Annotated in this window: 16 protein-coding genes; 9 read left to right on the top strand and 7 right to left on the bottom strand. The window is 70.7% G+C overall.

Going from position 1 to position 16,617, the window contains the following annotated elements; translation table 11 throughout:
• Positions 1–137: 137 nt before the first annotated feature.
• A complete protein-coding gene (locus ACFYZZ_RS36515) occupies positions 138–617 on the bottom strand; it encodes a DUF1772 domain-containing protein (protein ID WP_389185765.1) in 480 nt (159 codons plus the stop codon).
• A 157-nt stretch (positions 618–774) separates the two neighbouring features.
• Positions 775–1,467: a DUF2293 domain-containing protein gene (locus ACFYZZ_RS36510; RefSeq protein ID WP_389185763.1), complete on the bottom strand. Its 693-nt coding sequence runs from the start codon at positions 1,465–1,467 to the stop codon at positions 775–777.
• Positions 1,468–2,098: 631 nt separating this feature from the next.
• On the opposite strand from ACFYZZ_RS36510, the gene ACFYZZ_RS36505 reads away from it, so the two are divergent.
• On the top strand, positions 2,099–2,731 hold the full coding sequence (locus ACFYZZ_RS36505) for a uridine kinase (RefSeq protein WP_389185635.1): 633 nt from the start codon (positions 2,099–2,101) through the stop codon (positions 2,729–2,731).
• 57 nt (positions 2,732–2,788) lie between these two features.
• Positions 2,789–3,202 carry a PPOX class F420-dependent oxidoreductase gene (locus tag ACFYZZ_RS36500; RefSeq protein WP_389185632.1) on the top strand — a complete coding sequence of 138 codons (414 nt, stop codon included), beginning with the start codon at positions 2,789–2,791 and terminating at the stop codon, positions 3,200–3,202.
• A 4-nt stretch (positions 3,203–3,206) separates the two neighbouring features.
• Here the strand turns inward: ACFYZZ_RS36500 and corA are convergent, their stop codons facing one another.
• A complete protein-coding gene (gene corA, locus ACFYZZ_RS36495) occupies positions 3,207–4,334 on the bottom strand; it encodes a magnesium/cobalt transporter CorA (RefSeq protein WP_389185629.1) in 1,128 nt (375 codons plus the stop codon).
• Positions 4,335–4,537: 203 nt separating this feature from the next.
• Here corA and ACFYZZ_RS36490 point away from each other — a divergent pair, with 203 nt between their 5' ends.
• Positions 4,538–5,332, top strand: a complete 795-nt coding sequence (locus ACFYZZ_RS36490) for a methyltransferase domain-containing protein (RefSeq protein WP_389185626.1) — start codon at positions 4,538–4,540, stop codon at positions 5,330–5,332.
• Positions 5,333–5,488: 156 nt separating this feature from the next.
• On the opposite strand, the gene ACFYZZ_RS36485 is transcribed toward ACFYZZ_RS36490, so the two are convergent.
• Together ACFYZZ_RS36485 and ACFYZZ_RS36480 are read right to left on the bottom strand one after the other, a co-directional pair.
• Complete coding sequence (locus ACFYZZ_RS36485) at positions 5,489–6,412, bottom strand: carbohydrate kinase family protein (protein WP_389185624.1); 924 nt, start codon at positions 6,410–6,412, stop codon at positions 5,489–5,491.
• Positions 6,412–7,317 carry a pseudouridine-5'-phosphate glycosidase gene (locus ACFYZZ_RS36480; protein WP_389185621.1) on the bottom strand — a complete coding sequence of 302 codons (906 nt, stop codon included), beginning with the start codon at positions 7,315–7,317 and terminating at the stop codon, positions 6,412–6,414. Before ACFYZZ_RS36480 ends, ACFYZZ_RS36485 begins: the two co-directional genes overlap by 1 nt.
• A gap of 99 nt (positions 7,318–7,416) precedes the next feature.
• Here ACFYZZ_RS36480 and ACFYZZ_RS36475 point away from each other — a divergent pair, with 99 nt between their 5' ends.
• Positions 7,417–7,845 (top strand): VOC family protein, encoded by a 429-nt coding sequence (locus tag ACFYZZ_RS36475; RefSeq protein ID WP_389185619.1) that lies wholly within the window; start codon positions 7,417–7,419, stop codon positions 7,843–7,845.
• Positions 7,846–7,875: 30 nt separating this feature from the next.
• Here ACFYZZ_RS36475 and ACFYZZ_RS36470 read toward each other — a convergent pair whose 3' ends face one another.
• Both ACFYZZ_RS36470 and ACFYZZ_RS36465 read right to left on the bottom strand, forming a co-directional pair.
• Entirely contained in the window at positions 7,876–8,430 is a 555-nt protein-coding gene (locus ACFYZZ_RS36470) for a methylated-DNA--[protein]-cysteine S-methyltransferase (RefSeq protein ID WP_389185616.1), read from the bottom strand.
• A gap of 53 nt (positions 8,431–8,483) precedes the next feature.
• A complete protein-coding gene (locus ACFYZZ_RS36465) occupies positions 8,484–9,353 on the bottom strand; it encodes a glycerophosphodiester phosphodiesterase (RefSeq protein ID WP_389185613.1) in 870 nt (289 codons plus the stop codon).
• A 279-nt stretch (positions 9,354–9,632) separates the two neighbouring features.
• On the opposite strand from ACFYZZ_RS36465, the gene ACFYZZ_RS36460 reads away from it, so the two are divergent.
• The 5 genes from ACFYZZ_RS36460 to ACFYZZ_RS36440 all read left to right on the top strand — a co-directional run bounded on the left by ACFYZZ_RS36460 (position 9,633) and on the right by ACFYZZ_RS36440 (position 16,613).
• The gene (locus tag ACFYZZ_RS36460) at positions 9,633–10,511 is read left to right on the top strand and encodes an MHYT domain-containing protein (protein ID WP_389185611.1); all 879 of its coding nucleotides are present in this window, start codon (positions 9,633–9,635) and stop codon (positions 10,509–10,511) included.
• Between the two features lie 40 nt (positions 10,512–10,551).
• Positions 10,552–12,699 (top strand): excinuclease ABC subunit UvrB, encoded by a 2,148-nt coding sequence (gene uvrB, locus ACFYZZ_RS36455; RefSeq protein WP_389185609.1) that lies wholly within the window; start codon positions 10,552–10,554, stop codon positions 12,697–12,699.
• A 157-nt stretch (positions 12,700–12,856) separates the two neighbouring features.
• A complete protein-coding gene (locus ACFYZZ_RS36450) occupies positions 12,857–13,435 on the top strand; it encodes a TerD family protein (protein WP_389185606.1) in 579 nt (192 codons plus the stop codon).
• 50 nt (positions 13,436–13,485) lie between these two features.
• On the top strand, positions 13,486–15,387 hold the full coding sequence (locus tag ACFYZZ_RS36445; RefSeq protein ID WP_389185603.1) for a TerD family protein: 1,902 nt from the start codon (positions 13,486–13,488) through the stop codon (positions 15,385–15,387).
• A gap of 224 nt (positions 15,388–15,611) precedes the next feature.
• Positions 15,612–16,613: a TerC/Alx family metal homeostasis membrane protein gene (locus tag ACFYZZ_RS36440; RefSeq protein WP_389185600.1), complete on the top strand. Its 1,002-nt coding sequence runs from the start codon at positions 15,612–15,614 to the stop codon at positions 16,611–16,613.
• The last annotated feature ends 4 nt before the right edge of the window (positions 16,614–16,617 follow it).

Here is a 16,617-nt window from a genome sequence, read left to right as displayed (position 1 = left end):
GCCGTGCGTCATCGGGCGGCACTCTTTCGGCCACGATACGTCCACCCCGACACTCACGCAGAGTGGCCGACAGCGCTTTCTGAAGGAATTCCCTCAGCGCCCGGCCCACCGGCTCCCCGATCCCGCACAGAGGAGGCTCAGGCGAGGGCCAGCACGTACACGACGGCGGCCGCGGCGGAGGCAACCGTGCGGACGTGGTTCCAGAACGTCCACTCGCGCACGTAGTGCGGCCAGTACGCCGTGGCCTCGGGGCTGCCCGGGGCCATCCGGGCCAGCCTGTCGTTGCGGGGCACGTTCGCGACCATGGTCAGCCCGAAGGAGCCGAACAGGTACAGCGCGCTGCCCAGCAGCAGATCCGCCTTCCCCTCGTCCGGCCACACCACGAACGTCACCACCGCGGTTATCGCGCACAGCACCGCCGAGCCGATGAACACCAGCATGAAGGCGGGCCGCACGGCGGCCACGTTGATCGCCTTCATCGCGGCGACCCCCTGCGCCGGGGGCAGCGCGGCAAGCCCGGGCATCACGAAGGTCGAGAACCCACAGAACACCCCGGCCACCAGCCCGCTCCCCAGCACACCCAGCACGGCCAGCACGACGAACGGCCCGTCGATCACGGTCACACCCCACTTCCAGCTCGTCCCGGGCCGAGACCCGGCTTCAGCGCTCCCTTCCAGTCAAGGCGCGGGACGCCGAGGCGACCATGGCCGAGGGACGCGGGCGCATACGTGAGCGTCCAGCCCCCTGCCCTGCCGCCGGCGCCCTCAGTCGCCCTCAGCCGACGTCGGCCTCCTCTGCCCACCCCCGCAGCAGGCTCTCCACGGCCGCCGCGATCCGCCGCCGCGCCTCGAACCTCGACATCCCGCTCATCAGCAGCTGGTCGTACGGCGTATCCACGTGCCGTACGGCCGCCACGACCGCCGAGATCACCGCCCCCTCCGACAGCGCCCGCCCGGCCGCACTGCGCCCGACGCGCCCGCTGCCCCGCACCGACGCGTGCGCCGCGATCGCCCGGGCCCGCTCGGCCGGGCACCCCGGAAACAGCCGCAGGATCTCCGCCGCGAACGCCGCCACGAACCGCTCGTCCTCCGCCGCCCTGCGCCGGGCGTCCCGGGCCCGCCGCCGACGCCGCGCCTCCGCGTCCGCCAGGCACCGCGCCTCGGCCCGGGCCAGCGCCGCCTCCTCCACCAGAACGCCCTGCCGTTCGTACCGGCTCCGGCGCCGGTTGAACCGCACGACCACCACCGACAGCGCGCTCTCCTCCCGCGCCCGGCGGGTCAACGCGGTGTCGCCCCGTGGCAGGAACACCAGGTGCCCCAGGTCGGCGCAGTGGAGGCAGCGCGGCGCCCCGTCCTCCAGCACGAGCAGCGAGAGCGGCCCACGCCGGCACCCGGCGCAGCGCTTGCTCCGCAGCGGCTGGACGGCGACAAGTCCACTGGGGACCCGGGCAGTTGAAGAAGGTGCCATACGCGCTTCTTTCCCCGTCTCCGCCCACCGCTCCCACACCCACACCTCCTCCCGGAAGCTGAACACCGACCCCCGCGCACGGTGCCGCACCGGCATGGCGACCTCTTCCGCCCCGGCCACCGCGAGGTCCGCGTACGACGGCCGGCACTCACCGTCCGGGACCCGCTCTCCACCCACACGCGCTACCGGCCGGTCCGCGCCCCGCCGTGCTCCACGTGCCCGGCGGGCGTGAGCATCGCCCGGCGGACGGTCCCGCCAGCGCGTTCCGGCAACCGGCCGAGATCGGTGGTGTGCGCCGGTGGCCTTGGGTGTGGGGCTGGCCGACTGTCCCGGTCATGGTCGCCGGTTGGTGCCTGGTCGATCTCGGTCGGCCGCGGGCCGTCGCCCGCTTTGCCGGTCTCGCCTCCGCGTTCCGCCCCCGGCGACCGGTGGTGTGCGCCAGCGACCTGGGGCGGGGTGGGACGGCTGTCCCGGTGGCCGTCGCTGACCCTGCCGGCATCGCCTCCGCGTTCCGCCGCCGGCGACCGGTGGTGTGCGCCGGCGGCCTGGGGCTGGGGTGGAGCGGCAGTCCCGGTGGCCCCGCCCACCCTGCCGACCTCGTCCGCCGCCCCCTCCCGGCATCATGGGGGCTGTGCGACTCGAAGCGATCACCTGGGACCGGCTCGCCGAGCAGCTCGCCGACCGGCTGCTCAAGCTGGAGCCGGCCGACGGGGGTGCCTGGCCGTGCGTCGGCTTCGACGGGGCGCCGGCCGCCCGTCCGGTGGACCTTGCCGAGCGCGTCGCCGAGGCGCTGCGCGTACGCGGCCGGCCGTCACTCGTCATCGGCGCCGAGGGCTTTCTGCGCCCTGCGTCTCTCCGTCTGGAACACGGGCGACGGGACGCGGAGTCGTACTACGGCGGCTGGTTCGACACGGGCGCGCTGTGGCGCGAGGTCTTCGGCCCACTCGACCCCGGTGGCACCGGCCGTGTCCTGCCCGACCTGTGGGACCCGGTCACCGACCGTGCCACTCGCAGTCCGTACGTCCAACTCCCGCCCGGCGGGATCCTGTTGCTCCATGGCCCCCTTCTCCTGCGGCACTGGTTCCCCTTCGACCTGACCGTCCACGTCCTCCTTTCCCAGGGCGCCCTGCGCCGTCGTACCCCGGAGGCCGACCACTGGACGCTGCCCGCCTTCGAGCGCTACGAGGGCGAGGCCGATCCGGCCGGCACCGCCGACGTCCTCGTGCGCGCCGACGATCCTCGCCACCCCGCCTGGAGCGGCTGAGGAAGCGGTTTGGCCAACCCCCTTTTCTATGCACGTGCATGTAACTAGAGTGGCGCCATGACGATCTCCTCCGGCGCTCCCGTCGCCTTCGATGACTCCGTCCGCGCCCTCCTCGACGGCAAGAACTTCGCCAGCGTCGCCAGCCTCGGCCCCGACGGCGCCCCGCAGAACTCGGTGGTCTGGATCAAGCGCGAGGGCGACACCGTGCTCTTCTCGTCCACCGACGGCCGTCAGAAGGTGCGCAACCTCCGCCGTGACCCGCGCATCAGCCTGACCATCTTCGACCTGGCCAACCCCTACCACTCCGCCGAGATCCGAGGTGTCGCCGAGATCCTGCCGGACGAGGGCAAGCGGCTCCCGCACGAGCTGTCGCACAAGTACCTCGGCGTCGACCCGCCGGCCGAGAAGGACGACGAGGTCCGCGTGATCATCAGGGTCGTCCCGCGGAAGGTCGTGGCGTTCTCGGCGTGAGGCGTCACAGCCAGCCGTTGCGCCTGAAGCCTCGGTACAGAACGAGACAGGCCGCCGCCATCACGCCCATCACGAGCGGATAGCCGAACCGCCAGTGCAGCTCCGGCATGTGGTCGAAGTTCATGCCGTAGACCCCGCACACCATCGTCGGTACGGCGATCACCGCCGCCCAAGCGGTGATCTTCCGCATGTCCTCGTTCTGCGCGACCGTCACCTGCGCGAGATGCGCCTGCAGGATGGAGTTGAGCAGTTCGTCGAACGCGGCTATCTGCTCCTTGACCCGCATCAGGTGGTCGAACACGTCCCTGAAGTACGCCTGTATCTCCGGGTCGATCACCCGGATCGGCCGGGTCGCCAGATCCTCCACCGGGCGGCCCAGCGGCACCACCGCCCGCTTCAGCTCCAGGAGTTCACGCTTCAGCTGGTAGATGCGCCCCGGGTCGGCCCGCGCGCCGTTCTCCGAGAACACGTCCGTCTCGACCTGGTCGATGTCGGCCTGTACTGCGTCCGTGACGGTCAGATAGTCGTCCACGACGTGGTCGGCGATCGCGTGCAGCACCGCCGCCGGCCCCTTGGCGAGCTGCTGCGGATCCGCCTCCAGCTCCTCGCGCAGCGGGCCGAGTGAGCCGTGCCGCCCGTGCCGCACCGTGACGACGAAGTCCTCGCCGACGAACACCATGATCTCGCCGGTGTCGACCACCTCGCTCGTCGCCGTCAGCTGCTCGTGCTCCACGTAGCAGACGGTCTTGAACACGGCGAAGAGCGTTTCCCCGTACCGCTCCAGCTTCGGGCGCTGATGGGCCTCCACCGCGTCCTCCACCGCCAGCGGGTGCAGGTCGAACAGCTCGGCGATACCGGCGAACTCGCTGTCCGTCGGCTCGTGCAGCCCCAGCCAGACGAACCCCTCACCGCTCTTGCGCACCATCTCCACGGCATTCACCAGGTCGGTGCACCCCGGCACCCGGGCGCCGTCCTGGTACGTCACACAGTTCACCACGGAGGAGCCCAGCGGCGACCGGGCGGGGTGACTGAGGTCCACGCGCGGCCGCCGCCGGGCCAGCCGCGCCACCTTGCGCAGGCTGCCGACCCGGCCCAGCCCCGTGACCTTCCGCAGATTCCCTGCCATGGACATCTGGATCTCCTCGCGTGGATCTCCTCGCACAACGCTCTCGCGCCTTGCTCGGCAAGTGTGCCAGCCCGGCGCAAAGTGCGGGTAAGCCTGTGGGAACGGTCCGTTCCGCTTTGTTCCCGCCTGTGGACGGAGCGTCGGCCGGTTCAACCGGCCCGGGCGATCCGGGCGATCCGGGTGATCCGGGCGACTGGGATGATCGCGGTATGACGCCATCCGACGGGTATCTCCTGAACAACCGGCAGAACGAGGCGGGCGAGCGCTTCGACGCCTTCGCCTCCCTCTTCGATCCGGTGACGTTCCGGCACCTCGAAGGACTCGGGCTCGGGCCCGGCCGCCGCTGCTGGGAAGTAGGGGCCGGCGGCACCACTCTGGTGTCCTGGCTCGCCCGGCAGGTCGGACCCACCGGCCAGGTCGTGGCGACCGACATCGACACCTCGCGGCTCGCCGCCGTGGCCCGCCCTCCGGTCGAGGTGCGCGTCCATGACGTGGGCACGGAGGAACCACCGGGGGACGGCTTCGACCTGGTGCACGCCCGGCTGGTCCTCGTCCATGTCCCGGACCGGGAAAGGGCGTTGCACTCCATGATCAGCGCACTGCGGCCCGGCGGAATGCTGCTGATCGAGGACGCCGACCCGGCCCTTCAGCCCCTCATCTGCCCCGACGAGCACGGCCCCGAGCAGCGGCTCGCCAACCGCCTGCGGCAGGGCTTCCGCAAGCTGCTCGCCGACCGCGGCGCCGACCTGTCGTACGGCCGCAAGCTCCCGCGTCTGCTCCGCGAGGCCGGGCTGCACGACGTGGCTGCCGACGCCTATTTCCCCGTCACCTCGCCCGCCTGCACAGCCCTGGAGTCCGCAACGGTCCGTCAGATCCGCGGCCGGCTCGTCGCCGCGGGCCTCGCCACCGACGAGGACATCGACCGCCACCTGGCCAACGTGGAGGCGGGCGGCATGGACCTGGCCACCGCGCCGATGATCTCCGCGTGGGGACGTAAGGGCTGAGCACTGGCGTCTGGCTCAGAAGCTGACGTCCGGGCCAGGAACTGACGTATGGCTCTGGAAGTGATATCCGGTTCAGAAACTGATTTCTGGGTCAGAAACCGATATCTGGGCCAGAAGGTGTCTTCTGGACCAGGTCGGCCAGAAGACAGCTTCCCCCTAGCCGTCGGTGCCCCGGTGCGGTGGTCTGCCGCCCACGCGTTCCACCGCTCGTGCTCCCGCCCGGCAGCCCTGTGCCGCCGCCTCCTCCGGATCCGCGCCCGTGAGCAGGGCGGCCAGGAACGCGCCGGTGAAGGCGTCGCCGGCGCCCGTGGTGTCCAGAGGGTTCGCCGGCACAGCCGGAATCCGGGCCACCACGGCCCCGGAACGGGCCACCAGCGCCCCGGCCACACCCGACTTGGCCACCACCAGCGGGACGAGCCGGCTCAACTTGGCCGCCGCGTCCGCCGGTTCGGGCAGCCCGGTCAGCAGGCACGCCTCGTCCCGGCTGGGCAGCAGCACGTCCAGCCCCTGCACGAGCGCCAGGAAACGGTCCACGCCGAACTCCAGCAGGAAGCCGGCCGACGCCGGGTCCAGACTGACCGGCACCCCACGCCCGCGTGCCGCGGCGAGGGCCACCTCGGCGAGTGCCCGGCTCGGCTCGGAGAACAACAGATAGCCGGACAGGTGCAGCCGGGCGACTCCGTCGAGCAACGCGTCGGACCAGTCAGCGGGTTCGAGCCGCAGGGACGCCCCGCTGTCCGTGAGAAACGTGCGTTCGGCCGAGGCGCCGGTGTCGACGAGGCAGATCACCGTCCCGGTCGTCGCCTCCCGGTCGACCACCAGCCGGGGCCGCACTCCGGCGGCGAGCAACTCCCGCTCGTGCCACTCCGCCGCGTCCGCGCCCACCCGCCCCAGCAGCCGCACGTCCGTACCGCCCGCATGGGCCGCCCAGCAGGCCACGTTGGCGCCCGCGCCGCCCGGCAAGGTCCGGATCGCTGCGGCCGTGTCGGTGCCGGTCGCGAGCGGCCCCCGGTGCCGGGCGACGACATCGGTGACGACGTCCCCGACGACCAGCAGCGCCCCGCCCCGGGGTGCGGGCACTACCTGCTCCACGCCGTTGCGATCCGCGCCGCCAGCCGTACATTGCCGCGCACCGCCGCCAGGTTGGCGTCCAGCGAGGCCCCGTCCGTGTGCCGGACCAGGAAGTCGAGCAGGAACGGCGTGACCGCCTGGCCAGTGACTCCCTCCTCGGCACAGGCGCGCAGCGCATCGGCGAGCACGCGCGCGTGCAGCCCCGGATCGAGCTGCTGCTCCTCCGGGACAGGGTTGGCGACGATCAGTGCCGACTCCGGCGCGTCCAGCGCGTCCTGCGCCCGCATGACCTCGGCGACCTCTTCCGGACTCTGCAGCGTCCAGTCGACCGGATGGCCGGAGTCGGACAGATAGAACCCGGGGAACCGGTCGGTGTGGTACCCGGCGACGGCCACACCCAGTGTCTCCAGTCGCTGCAGGGTCGCCGGCACGTCCAGAATCGACTTCACGCCGGCGCACACCACCGTGATCCGGGTCCGCGCCAGCAGGCCCAGGTCGGCCGACTCGTCCTGGGTCACCGTCCACTCCCGGTGCACACCGCCGAGCCCGCCCGTGGCGAACACCCGGACGCCCGCCAGCGCCGCCAGTTGCGCCGTCGCCGACACGGTCGTCGCCCCGCTCGCCCCCGCCGCCACGGCCAGCGGCAGGTCACGGTGGCCCAGCTTGCGGATGCCGTCCTCGTTCGCGACCCGCTCCAGCTGCTGCTTGTCCAAGCCCACGTGCGGGCGCCCGTCCAGGACGGCGATGGTCGCGGGGACGGCGCCCTCCTGTCGCACCACATGCTCCAGCTCCAGCGCCACCTGGAGATTGCGCGGACGCGGGAGCCCGTGCGCAATGATCGTGGACTCCAGGGCCACCACCGGCCGCCCCGCGTCGATCGCATCCCGGACTTCTTCCGACACCACCAGCACCACGTGCCCGCCTCCTGTCCGTCGGTCCTTCCTCATCTCTGGCGGGCGCCACCTCCTGCTAAACGCTTGCCGTCTGTGGGGGACACCACCAGCCTGGACCACATGACTGACCACACCACGCGCCTCGACCACGTCGTCCTGTGGGTGGCCGACCCGGTCGCAGCCGCAGGTTTCTACGAGAACGCCGTCGGCCTGGAGCCGCTGAAGGTCGCCGAGTACACCGAGGGGAAGGTGTCGTTCGTCTCCGTACGCGTCAACGAGGAGACGATCCTGGACCTCGCACCGCACAGCCTCGTGGAGCGCATGAACATGCTTCCCGGCTCCGTCGAGAGCGCGGGCCATCCCGTCAACCACGTCTGTCTGGCTCTGCCGTCCGCCGGCTTCGACGCCCTGCGCGCCCGTCTGGCCGAACACGACGTCCCCATGTCCGACATCGGTCACGACTCCTCCGGTGCCCGCGGGAACGCCACGCGGAACTTCTACTTCCGGGACCCGGACGGCAACGTCTTCGAGGCCCGGCACTACGCGTGACCGCAGTCGGGGCGTGCGGACCCGCCGCCGTCAGAACAGCGGCTCGGGCAGCACGCCCTCCAGGGCGAGCAGCTTCCGCTTGGTCTCCAGACCGCCACCGAAGCCGCCGATGCCGCCGTCGCTCTCCACCACCCGGTGGCACGGCACGACGACCGGCAGTGGATTGGCGCCCATCGCCGCACCGACCGCCTGCGCCCCGCCCGGCTGCCCGACCCGTCCGGCCAGATCGCCGTACCCCACCACCGTGCCGTACGGGACCCCGGAGGCCAGCTCGCGCAGCACCTGCCGGTTGAAGCCCGAGATGAGCGACCAGTCCAGGGGCAGGTCGAAGTCGTGACGCTCGCCCGCGAAGTACGCCTGGAGCTGCCGTATCGCCTCGGCCAGCAGCGGCGAGTCCGGGCTCTCCACAGGTGCGGTGCCCAGCCGGGCCGCCAGCCGCTCCAGGGACCGCTCGCGCACCACGTCCGTGGCGTGGAAGACGACGTTGACCAGTCCCTCACGGGTCGCCGCCAGCATCAGCGGGCCGATGCCGGTGCCCACGACGGCCCACACGACCCGCTGCTCGTCCTGCCCATGGCTGTCCATGCGCCCACCGTACGACCCGCCACTGACAACACTCACCGCACCGCGGTCCCGGCTCAGCCCGTGCTCAGCGCCGTCCGGACCACGTCGGGCCTGTTGGTGATGAGCCCGTCGACGCCGTAGCCAGCGGCCTTCCAGGCGGTGGCCGCGTCGTCCACCGTCCAGGCGAACACCCCGAGCCGCCTGCCGTGCGATCCGGTGACGGCATGCACTGCGGAGACGTAACGGGCGGAGATCGAGCCGTACGAGGGATTGATCAGGTCGCTGAAACGCGCGTACTGGCGCAGCTGCGCCACGGACGGCGTGCCGAGGTAGGCGGTGATGAGAGCCGGCTTCAGCTTGTGCACGGTACGCACGCTGTCCGCGTCGAAACTCTGCACGATCAGCCGCCCGAGGTGCCGCCGGTCCAGCCAGCCCTCGTTGCCGAGCAGCCGCACGGTCTGCTGCTCGATGCCGGGGTACAGCTGCGGGTTCTTGACCTCCAGGAGCAGCTTCTCGTGGTTGTGCTCGACCCGGCGCATGTACTGCTTCAGGGTGGGCACGCGTGTGCCCGCGTACGCGGGGGAGAACCAGCTGCCCGCGTCGAGCCGGGCGATCTCGGCGGCGGTGAAGTCCTTCACCTTCCAGGGCGCCCGGCCCGGGAAGACGTCCTCGACGTTCGTGGTGCGCCGCAGGCTGTCGTCGTGGATGACGACCAGTTGGCCGTCCCTGGTGCGCTGGACGTCGTTCTCGACCCAGGAGAAGCCCAGCTGCGCGGCCTTGTCGATGGAGGCCAGGGTGTTCTCGGGAGCGTAGGCGGAGGCACCGCGGTGGGCGACCACCGTGGGCTCGCCGACCTCGCCCGCAAGGGCGTCGGAGGTGGGGCTCAGCAGGGCTGCCGTCCCCAGGATCGCGGTTGCCGTGGCGGCGACTGCGCGCGCGTACATGCGGACTCCTCGCGTAGAGCGATTACCGACAGCATCAGCTTGACAGCAGAGAGTCAACGACATGCGGGCGCAGGACGACCACACGATGAATGGTGTCGCCCAAGTCCGCTCACGGGTGCCGCACAAGTGGGGCAAGGGCGTGTTTCTTTGCCGGAAAATCGTTCGACCATTCCGGTGCGGGTCATACTCTCTGCGTCAACCCTGACCGCCGGCGCGGTCCTGGGACGGGGGCGCATTCCAGAAATTCCGGGACGTAACAGGGCGGAAGGGCAGCCGCGCATGCAGGGCACGGTCGACGGATTCAGCTACGGGGTCGTCACCCCGTTGGTGGCCTTTGTGATGGCCTGCCTCGGTGGCGCCCTCGGCCTGCGCTGCACCACCCGGTCCCTGCTGGTCACGCACTCCTGGCGGCCCGCCTGGCTGGGCCTCGGCTCGGCCGCGATCGGCTCCGGCATATGGACCATGCACTTCGTCGCCATGATGGGCTTCACCATCAAAGAGACGCCGATCCACTACGACAAGTCGATCACCTACGCGAGCCTCGGCCTCGCCATCGTCATGGTGGGCGTCGGGATCTTCATCGTCGGCTACCGGGGCGCCACCGGCGCCGCTCTGTTCACCGGCGGCACGATCACCGGTCTGGGTGTCGCCTCGATGCACTACCTCGGCATGGCGGGCATGCACTTCGACGGGCGTCTCTCGTACAACACGCTCACCGTCGCCGCCTCCGTCGCCATAGCGGTCGTGGCCGCCACGGCCGCCCTGTGGGCGGCGGGACGCGTGCGGGGCTTCCTGTGGAGCGTCGGGGCCAGCATGGTGATGGGCCTCGCCGTCACCGGCATGCACTACACCGGTATGGCCGCCCTCGACGTCCACGTCCACAGCACCTCCGACTCCGCCACCAGTGGCTCACCGGCCGCGGTGCTCGCACCGATGCTGATCGGCCCGCTCGCTTTCCTGCTCCTCGCCGGCGTCGTCGTGATGTTCGACCCGCTGATGGTCATGGGCAGGCCCACCCGGCGGGACGTCGAGGACAAGCCGGGTGTCCCGGCCGCCGCCGTGCCCTCCCACCAGCACCGCCCCCCGGCGCTCCACGCCGGCCACCGGCCGGTCCACGACTCCCGGCACCACGGCTCCCGCACCCCGCAGAACCGCTGACCGGGACCCGTTGTCAGTGCGGGGTCGTACGGTGGATCCCATGCGGCCCGTTTCCCACATCGAACGCACGGTGGCGCCCTTCGAGGTCGTCAGCTCCTACCAGCCCAGCGGAGACCAGCCGGCGGCCATCGCCGAGCTGGCCAAGCGCATCGAGGCCGGTGAGAAGGACGTCGTCCTGCTCGGCGCGACCGGCACCGGCAAGTCCGCCACCACCGCGTGGATGATCGAGAAGCTCCAGCGCCCCACCCTCGTGATGGCGCCGAACAAGACTCTGGCCGCCCAGCTGGCCAACGAGTTCCGCGAGCTCCTCCCGAACAACGCGGTCGAGTACTTCGTCTCGTACTACGACTACTACCAGCCCGAGGCCTACGTCCCGCAGTCGGACACCTACATCGAGAAGGACTCCTCGATCAACGAGGAGGTCGAGCGCCTGCGCCACTCGGCGACGAACTCGCTGCTCACCCGCCGCGACGTCGTCGTGGTCGCCTCGGTGTCCTGCATCTACGGCCTCGGTACTCCGCAGGAGTACGTGGACCGGATGGTCCCCCTCCGGGTCGGCGACGAGATGGACCGCGACGAACTGCTGCGCCGCTTCGTCGACATCCAGTACACGCGCAACGACATGGCCTTCACCCGCGGCACCTTCCGGGTCCGCGGCGACACCATCGAGATCTTCCCGGTCTACGAGGAGCTGGCCGTCCGCATCGAGATGTTCGGCGACGAGATCGAGGCGCTGTCCACGCTCCACCCGCTCACCGGCGAGATCATCAGCGACGACCAGCAGCTGTACGTCTTCCCCGCCTCCCACTACGTCGCCGGCCCCGAGCGCATGGAGCGGGCCGTCAACGACATCGAGAAGGAGCTGGGGGAGCGCCTGTCCGAGCTGGAGAAGCAGGGCAAGCTGCTGGAGGCCCAGCGTCTGCGGATGCGCACCACGTACGACATCGAGATGCTCCGCCAGATCGGCAGCTGCTCCGGCGTGGAGAACTACTCGATGCACTTCGACGGCCGCTTGCCCGGCTCCCCGCCCAATACCCTGCTCGACTACTTCCCGGACGACTTCCTGCTCGTCATCGACGAGTCGCACGTCACCGTCCCGCAGATCGGCGCCATGTACGAGGGCGATGCCTCCCGCAAGCGGACCCTGGTCGAGCACGGCTTCCGGCTGCCCTCCGCCCTGGACAACCGCCCCCTGAAGTGGGAGGAGTTCCAGGAGCGCATCGGCCAGACGGTCTACCTGTCGGCGACCCCGGGCACCTACGAACTGTCCCGCGGCGACGGCGTCGTCGAGCAGATCATCCGCCCCACCGGCCTCGTCGACCCGGAGGTCGTGGTCAAGCCCACCGAGGGCCAGATCGACGACCTGGTGCACGAGATCCGCAAGCGTACCGAGAAGGACGAGCGCGTCCTGGTCACCACGCTCACCAAGAAGATGGCCGAGGACCTCACGGACTACTTCCTGGAACTCGGTATCCAGGTGCGCTATCTGCACAGCGACGTCGACACCCTGCGCCGCGTCGAGCTGCTGCGCGAGCTGCGCTCCGGCGAGTTCGACGTCCTGGTCGGCATCAACCTGCTCCGTGAGGGTCTCGACCTGCCCGAGGTATCCCTGGTGGCGATCCTCGACGCCGACAAGGAGGGCTTCCTGCGCTCCGGCACCTCGCTGATCCAGACCATCGGCCGCGCGGCGCGCAACGTCTCCGGCCAGGTCCACATGTACGCCGACAAGATCACCCCGGCGATGGAGAAGGCCATCGAGGAGACCAACCGCCGCCGGGAGAAGCAGGTCGCCTACAACAAGGCCAACGGCATCGACCCGCAGCCGCTGCGCAAGAAGATCAACGACATCGTCGCGCAGATCGCCCGCGAGGAGGTCGACACCGAACAGCTGCTCGGCTCCGGCTACCGCAAGCAGAAGGACGGCAAGGGCGCCAAGGCCCCCGTCCCGTCGCTCGGCGACAAGGCGGCCAAGGGTGCGAAGGGCGGCAAGGCCGCCAAGAGCAAGGCGGGGACCGCGGTGCCCACGGACCGCCCGGCGGCCGAACTCGCCGAGCAGATCGAGGAGATGACGGAGCGTATGCGCGCCGCCGCCGCCGAGCTGCAGTTCGAGATCGCCGCCCGGCTGCGCGACGAGGTCTCCGAGATGAAGAAGGAACTGCGCCAGATGCGGGAGGCGGGCCTCGCCTGACCCCTCGTGACCCTGCCGGACCTCGGCATACACGCCTCGTGTTGCAACACCGACACAAAGCGCGAGCCGGGGTTCGGCACTGTCAGTGCCTCTGCGTAGGGTTCTGGACAACCGCCCACTGTGCGGCAACAGGGGACCATCGAGAGGGGAATCAGCCGTGACCGTCAACATGACCAAGGGTCAGGCCATCAGCCTGGAGAAGAAGGACGGGGCCACCCTGACCGCGGTCCGCATGGGTCTCGGCTGGCAGGCGGCGAAGCGGCGCGGCCTGTTCGGCTCGCGCACCCGCGAGATCGACCTGGACGCCTCGGCGGTTCTCTTCGCCGAGAAGGAGCCGGTCGACGTCGTCTTCTTCCGCCACCTGGTGAGCGACGACGGCTCCGTGCGCCACACCGGCGACAACCTCGTTGGCGGCGTCGGCCAGGGCGGTGACGACGAGGCCATCCTCGTGGACCTGCAGCGCGTCCCGGTCCACGTCGACCAGATCGTCTTCACCGTGAACTCCTTCACGGGCCAGACCTTCCAGGAGGTGGAGAACGCCTTCTGCCGCCTCGTGGACGAGACCAACGGCCAAGAGCTGGCCCGTTACACGCTGGCGGGCGGCGGCGAGTACACCGCCCAGATCATGGCCAAGGTGCACCGAGTGGGCTCGGGCTGGACGATGACCGCCCTGGGCGAGCCGGCCAGGGGCCGCACCTTCCAGGACCTGATGCCGGCGATCCGGTCGTACCTGTAGGACAGTCCGACGCGGCGCGCACGACAACACGACACAGGGGGGCGTCGGCGATGACGGCCGAGCTGGTGCGGGGACAGAACCACCCGCTGTCGCAGGTCCGGCTGGAGATCCGGATCTCTGCCGGGGTGCCGGTCCTGGCGGGAGCCACGCTCGGCGACGAGCACGGCACAGTGCACGGCGCCGAGTGGGTGGCCCACCCCGGCGCCCCCACGCTGCCCGGGATCGAGGTCTCCGGGCAGGCCGCCGCCGACCACCGGCTCGCCGTCGACCTGGCCGCCCTGCCCGAGGCGGTCCACCGCGTCACCGTGCTGCTGGCCCTGCCCACGCAGGCGGGAGGCGCGTTGCGGTTCGGTGCGGTCGCCGCCCCGCGCACGGCGGTCACCGGCCTCGACGGCACCGAGGTCGTCCGCTTCACCCTCACCGGCCTGGACGCCGAGTCGGCCGTCGTCGCCCTGGAGCTGTACCGGCGACAGGGCGCCTGGAAGGTCCGCGCGGTCGGCCAGGGCTATGCCGGCGGTCTCGCCGCACTCTTCACCGACCAGGGCCTGCCCCAGCCCGAAGCACTCGCGGCGGGCATCCAGGAAGCGGTGTCGCGAAGCCTCGCCCGCGCGATACCGGTGCAACAGCCCCAGGACACCGCCGGTTCTTCGGCACCACGGCCGACACAGCCGCACGACGCGCAGCGTGCGCATGACGCTCGGACATCGGGCGGCCTGGTCGACGCTCCGACGGAAGGCGGCCCGATCGACTACACCCACCCCGGCCGCCGTATCCCCACGGCCCCGCCGCCCCCGCCGCCCCCGGTCCCGGACGGGCAGCCTGCCCAGCCCGTAGCCGGTGACGCGGTGGGCTGGTCGATGGAGGAGCGGCTGTACAACCAGGTCTGGGGCATGTTCGAGGATCTGGCCCGCACCACGGCCGCGTACCGCAGCGCTGTCGACTTCGCCGGTGCCCGCCTGGAGAAGGAACTCGACCAGGCCCTCGCCGATCCGTCCAGCCGGCTCGGCACGGCCGGCCAGTCCACGCGCGAGGCGGCCCACGCCCGGCACTCCCAGCTGGTCGACCAGGCGCGGGCCGTCTTCGACCGGGACCTCGCCCAACTCACCGCCGAGTCCGAGGTCGTCGAGCCCGCGCTGCCGCCGGCGTACGCCCGCTGGGACAACCCCGTCTGGCACGGCTACCGCGTGCCGGACGAGCCGCCGATGGCTGTGCGGCTCGGTGATCTCCATCTGCCCGAGAGCATGCCGCTGCGCATTCCCATGCTGGTCAGGCTGCCGCTGCAGCGGGGGCTCTGGATCGACAGCGGCCCGGTGGAAGGTCTCGACGGCACCTTCCTGGACTCCGCCGAGGCGCGTCGGCTCGCCATGGACGCCGCGGTGGCGCTCGCGGTCCGGCTGCTCGCCGTCCACCCGGTCGGGGAGTTCGCCGTGCAGGTCGTCGACCCGGCCGGTGCCGGGGCCAAGGCGCTCCTGCCGTTGACGCGGACCGGGGCTGCGGCGGTGCCTACCGCGAGCGGCGCGGCGGGCGTGGCGGACATGCTGGGACGGCTCACCCACCGTGTCGACCTGACACAGATGGCGGTGCGCGGCGGCGCGGCCGAAGCGCTGCCACCTGACGTCGACACCGCCCAGCAGCTGCTGATCGTCAACGACTTCCCGCACGGCTTCGACGACCGGGCGGTGACCCAGCTGCGCTATCTCGCCGACGAGGGCCCGGCCGTCGGCGTGCATCTGCTGATGGTCGCGGACCGTGCGGACGCCGAGGCCTACGGCCCGTTGCTCGACCCGCTGTGGCGTTCGCTCATGCGGCTCACCCCCGTACCCGACGATCACCTCGCGGACCCCTGGGTCGGCCACACCTGGACGTACGAGCCCTTGCTCGTGCCGCCCGGCAGCGGGGTCCTCCAGCAGGTGCTCACCGAGGTGACGGCAGCGCGCACCAAGCATCGGTAAAGCACCTCTGAAGAGCGAGTTTTGTCTTTCTTTTACTAATGACTTTACCTTTCCTTGGTGATTGGGGTACTGTCCTCCCAGCGGAGGGGAGTACTCCCTGACTGCGACGCACCCGTCAGTACGGATCGATGCGGATCCCGGGGCGTCGGCCCATCGCGGGTGGAAGAGACCTCCGGCAGCGACAGCGCTGACAGTGTTTGCCGTGACGTAATGCCGGAGGTGCAGTGGAAATCTCTGTGGCCCTGTGGGCCCTGACCATCGTGGGTCTCGCCGCCCTGATCGCGGTCGATTTCTTCATCGGGCGCAAGCCTCATGACGTGTCGATCAAGGAGGCCGGTGTCTGGACCGTCGTCTGGATCGCCCTGGCCGGGCTCTTCGGCCTCGGTCTGCTCGTCTTCGGCGGTGGCCGGCCGGCCGGCGAGTTCTTCGCGGGATTCATCACCGAGAAGTCACTGAGCGTCGACAACCTCTTCGTCTTCGTCCTGATCATGGCGAAGTTCGCCGTGCCCTCGCAGTATCAGCAGCGGGTCCTGCTCGTCGGTGTCCTCATAGCCCTGGTCCTGCGGGCCGTCTTCATCGCGGCCGGAGCCGCGATCATCGCCAGCTTCTCCTGGGTCTTCTACCTCTTCGGCGCCTTCCTGATCTGGACCGCCTGGAAGCTCATCCAGGAGGCCCGCGCCGAGGAGGAAGACGAGGCGTACGAGGAGAACGGGCTGCTGAAGGCCGCGGAGCGCCGGTTCGGCGTGGCCGACCGGTACCACAGCACCAAGCTCTGGATCCAGGAGAACGGCAAGCGGGTCATGACCCCGATGCTGGTCGTGGTGCTCGCCATCGGCACCACCGACGTGCTGTTCGCGATGGACTCCATCCCCGCGATCTTCGGCCTGACCCAGGACCCGTACATCGTCTTCACCGCCAACGCCTTCGCCCTGATGGGTCTGCGCCAGCTGTACTTCCTCATTGGTGGCCTGCTCAAGAAGCTGGTCCACCTGTCGTACGGCCTGTCGGTCATCCTCGGCTTCATCGGCGTCAAGCTGGTGCTGCACGCGCTGCACGAGTCCGGGGTCCACGTCCCCGAGATCAGCATCCCGGTCTCGCTCGGCGTGATCTGTGCGGTCCTCGTCGTCACCACCATCACCAGCCTCATGGCCACCAGGAAGCAGGCGGCCGCCGAGGCGGTGCACGGCGAGAGCGAGGCAGCTGCGAAGGCCGGCGTCGACGCCTGACGAC

The sequence above is a fragment of the Streptomyces sp. NPDC001816 genome (genome assembly GCF_042892235.1).
Lineage (GTDB): Bacteria > Actinomycetota > Actinomycetes > Streptomycetales > Streptomycetaceae > Streptomyces.
Note: the sequence above shows the minus strand (reverse complement) of the source record. Positions and strands in the feature narration are given on the sequence as shown.

Coding starts and splice junctions, on each gene's coding strand:
- ACFYZZ_RS36510 (WP_389185763.1), bottom strand. CDS start 1,467: ATGGCACCTTCTTCAACTGCCCGGGTCCCCAGTGGACTTGTCGCCGTC.
- ACFYZZ_RS36500 (WP_389185632.1), top strand. CDS start 2,789: ATGACGATCTCCTCCGGCGCTCCCGTCGCCTTCGATGACTCCGTCCGC.
- corA (WP_389185629.1), bottom strand. CDS start 4,334: ATGTCCATGGCAGGGAATCTGCGGAAGGTCACGGGGCTGGGCCGGGTC.
- ACFYZZ_RS36490 (WP_389185626.1), top strand. CDS start 4,538: ATGACGCCATCCGACGGGTATCTCCTGAACAACCGGCAGAACGAGGCG.
- ACFYZZ_RS36475 (WP_389185619.1), top strand. CDS start 7,417: ATGACTGACCACACCACGCGCCTCGACCACGTCGTCCTGTGGGTGGCC.
- ACFYZZ_RS36470 (WP_389185616.1), bottom strand. CDS start 8,430: ATGGACAGCCATGGGCAGGACGAGCAGCGGGTCGTGTGGGCCGTCGTG.
- ACFYZZ_RS36465 (WP_389185613.1), bottom strand. CDS start 9,353: ATGTACGCGCGCGCAGTCGCCGCCACGGCAACCGCGATCCTGGGGACG.
- ACFYZZ_RS36460 (WP_389185611.1), top strand. CDS start 9,633: ATGCAGGGCACGGTCGACGGATTCAGCTACGGGGTCGTCACCCCGTTG.
- uvrB (WP_389185609.1), top strand. CDS start 10,552: ATGCGGCCCGTTTCCCACATCGAACGCACGGTGGCGCCCTTCGAGGTC.
- ACFYZZ_RS36445 (WP_389185603.1), top strand. CDS start 13,486: ATGACGGCCGAGCTGGTGCGGGGACAGAACCACCCGCTGTCGCAGGTC.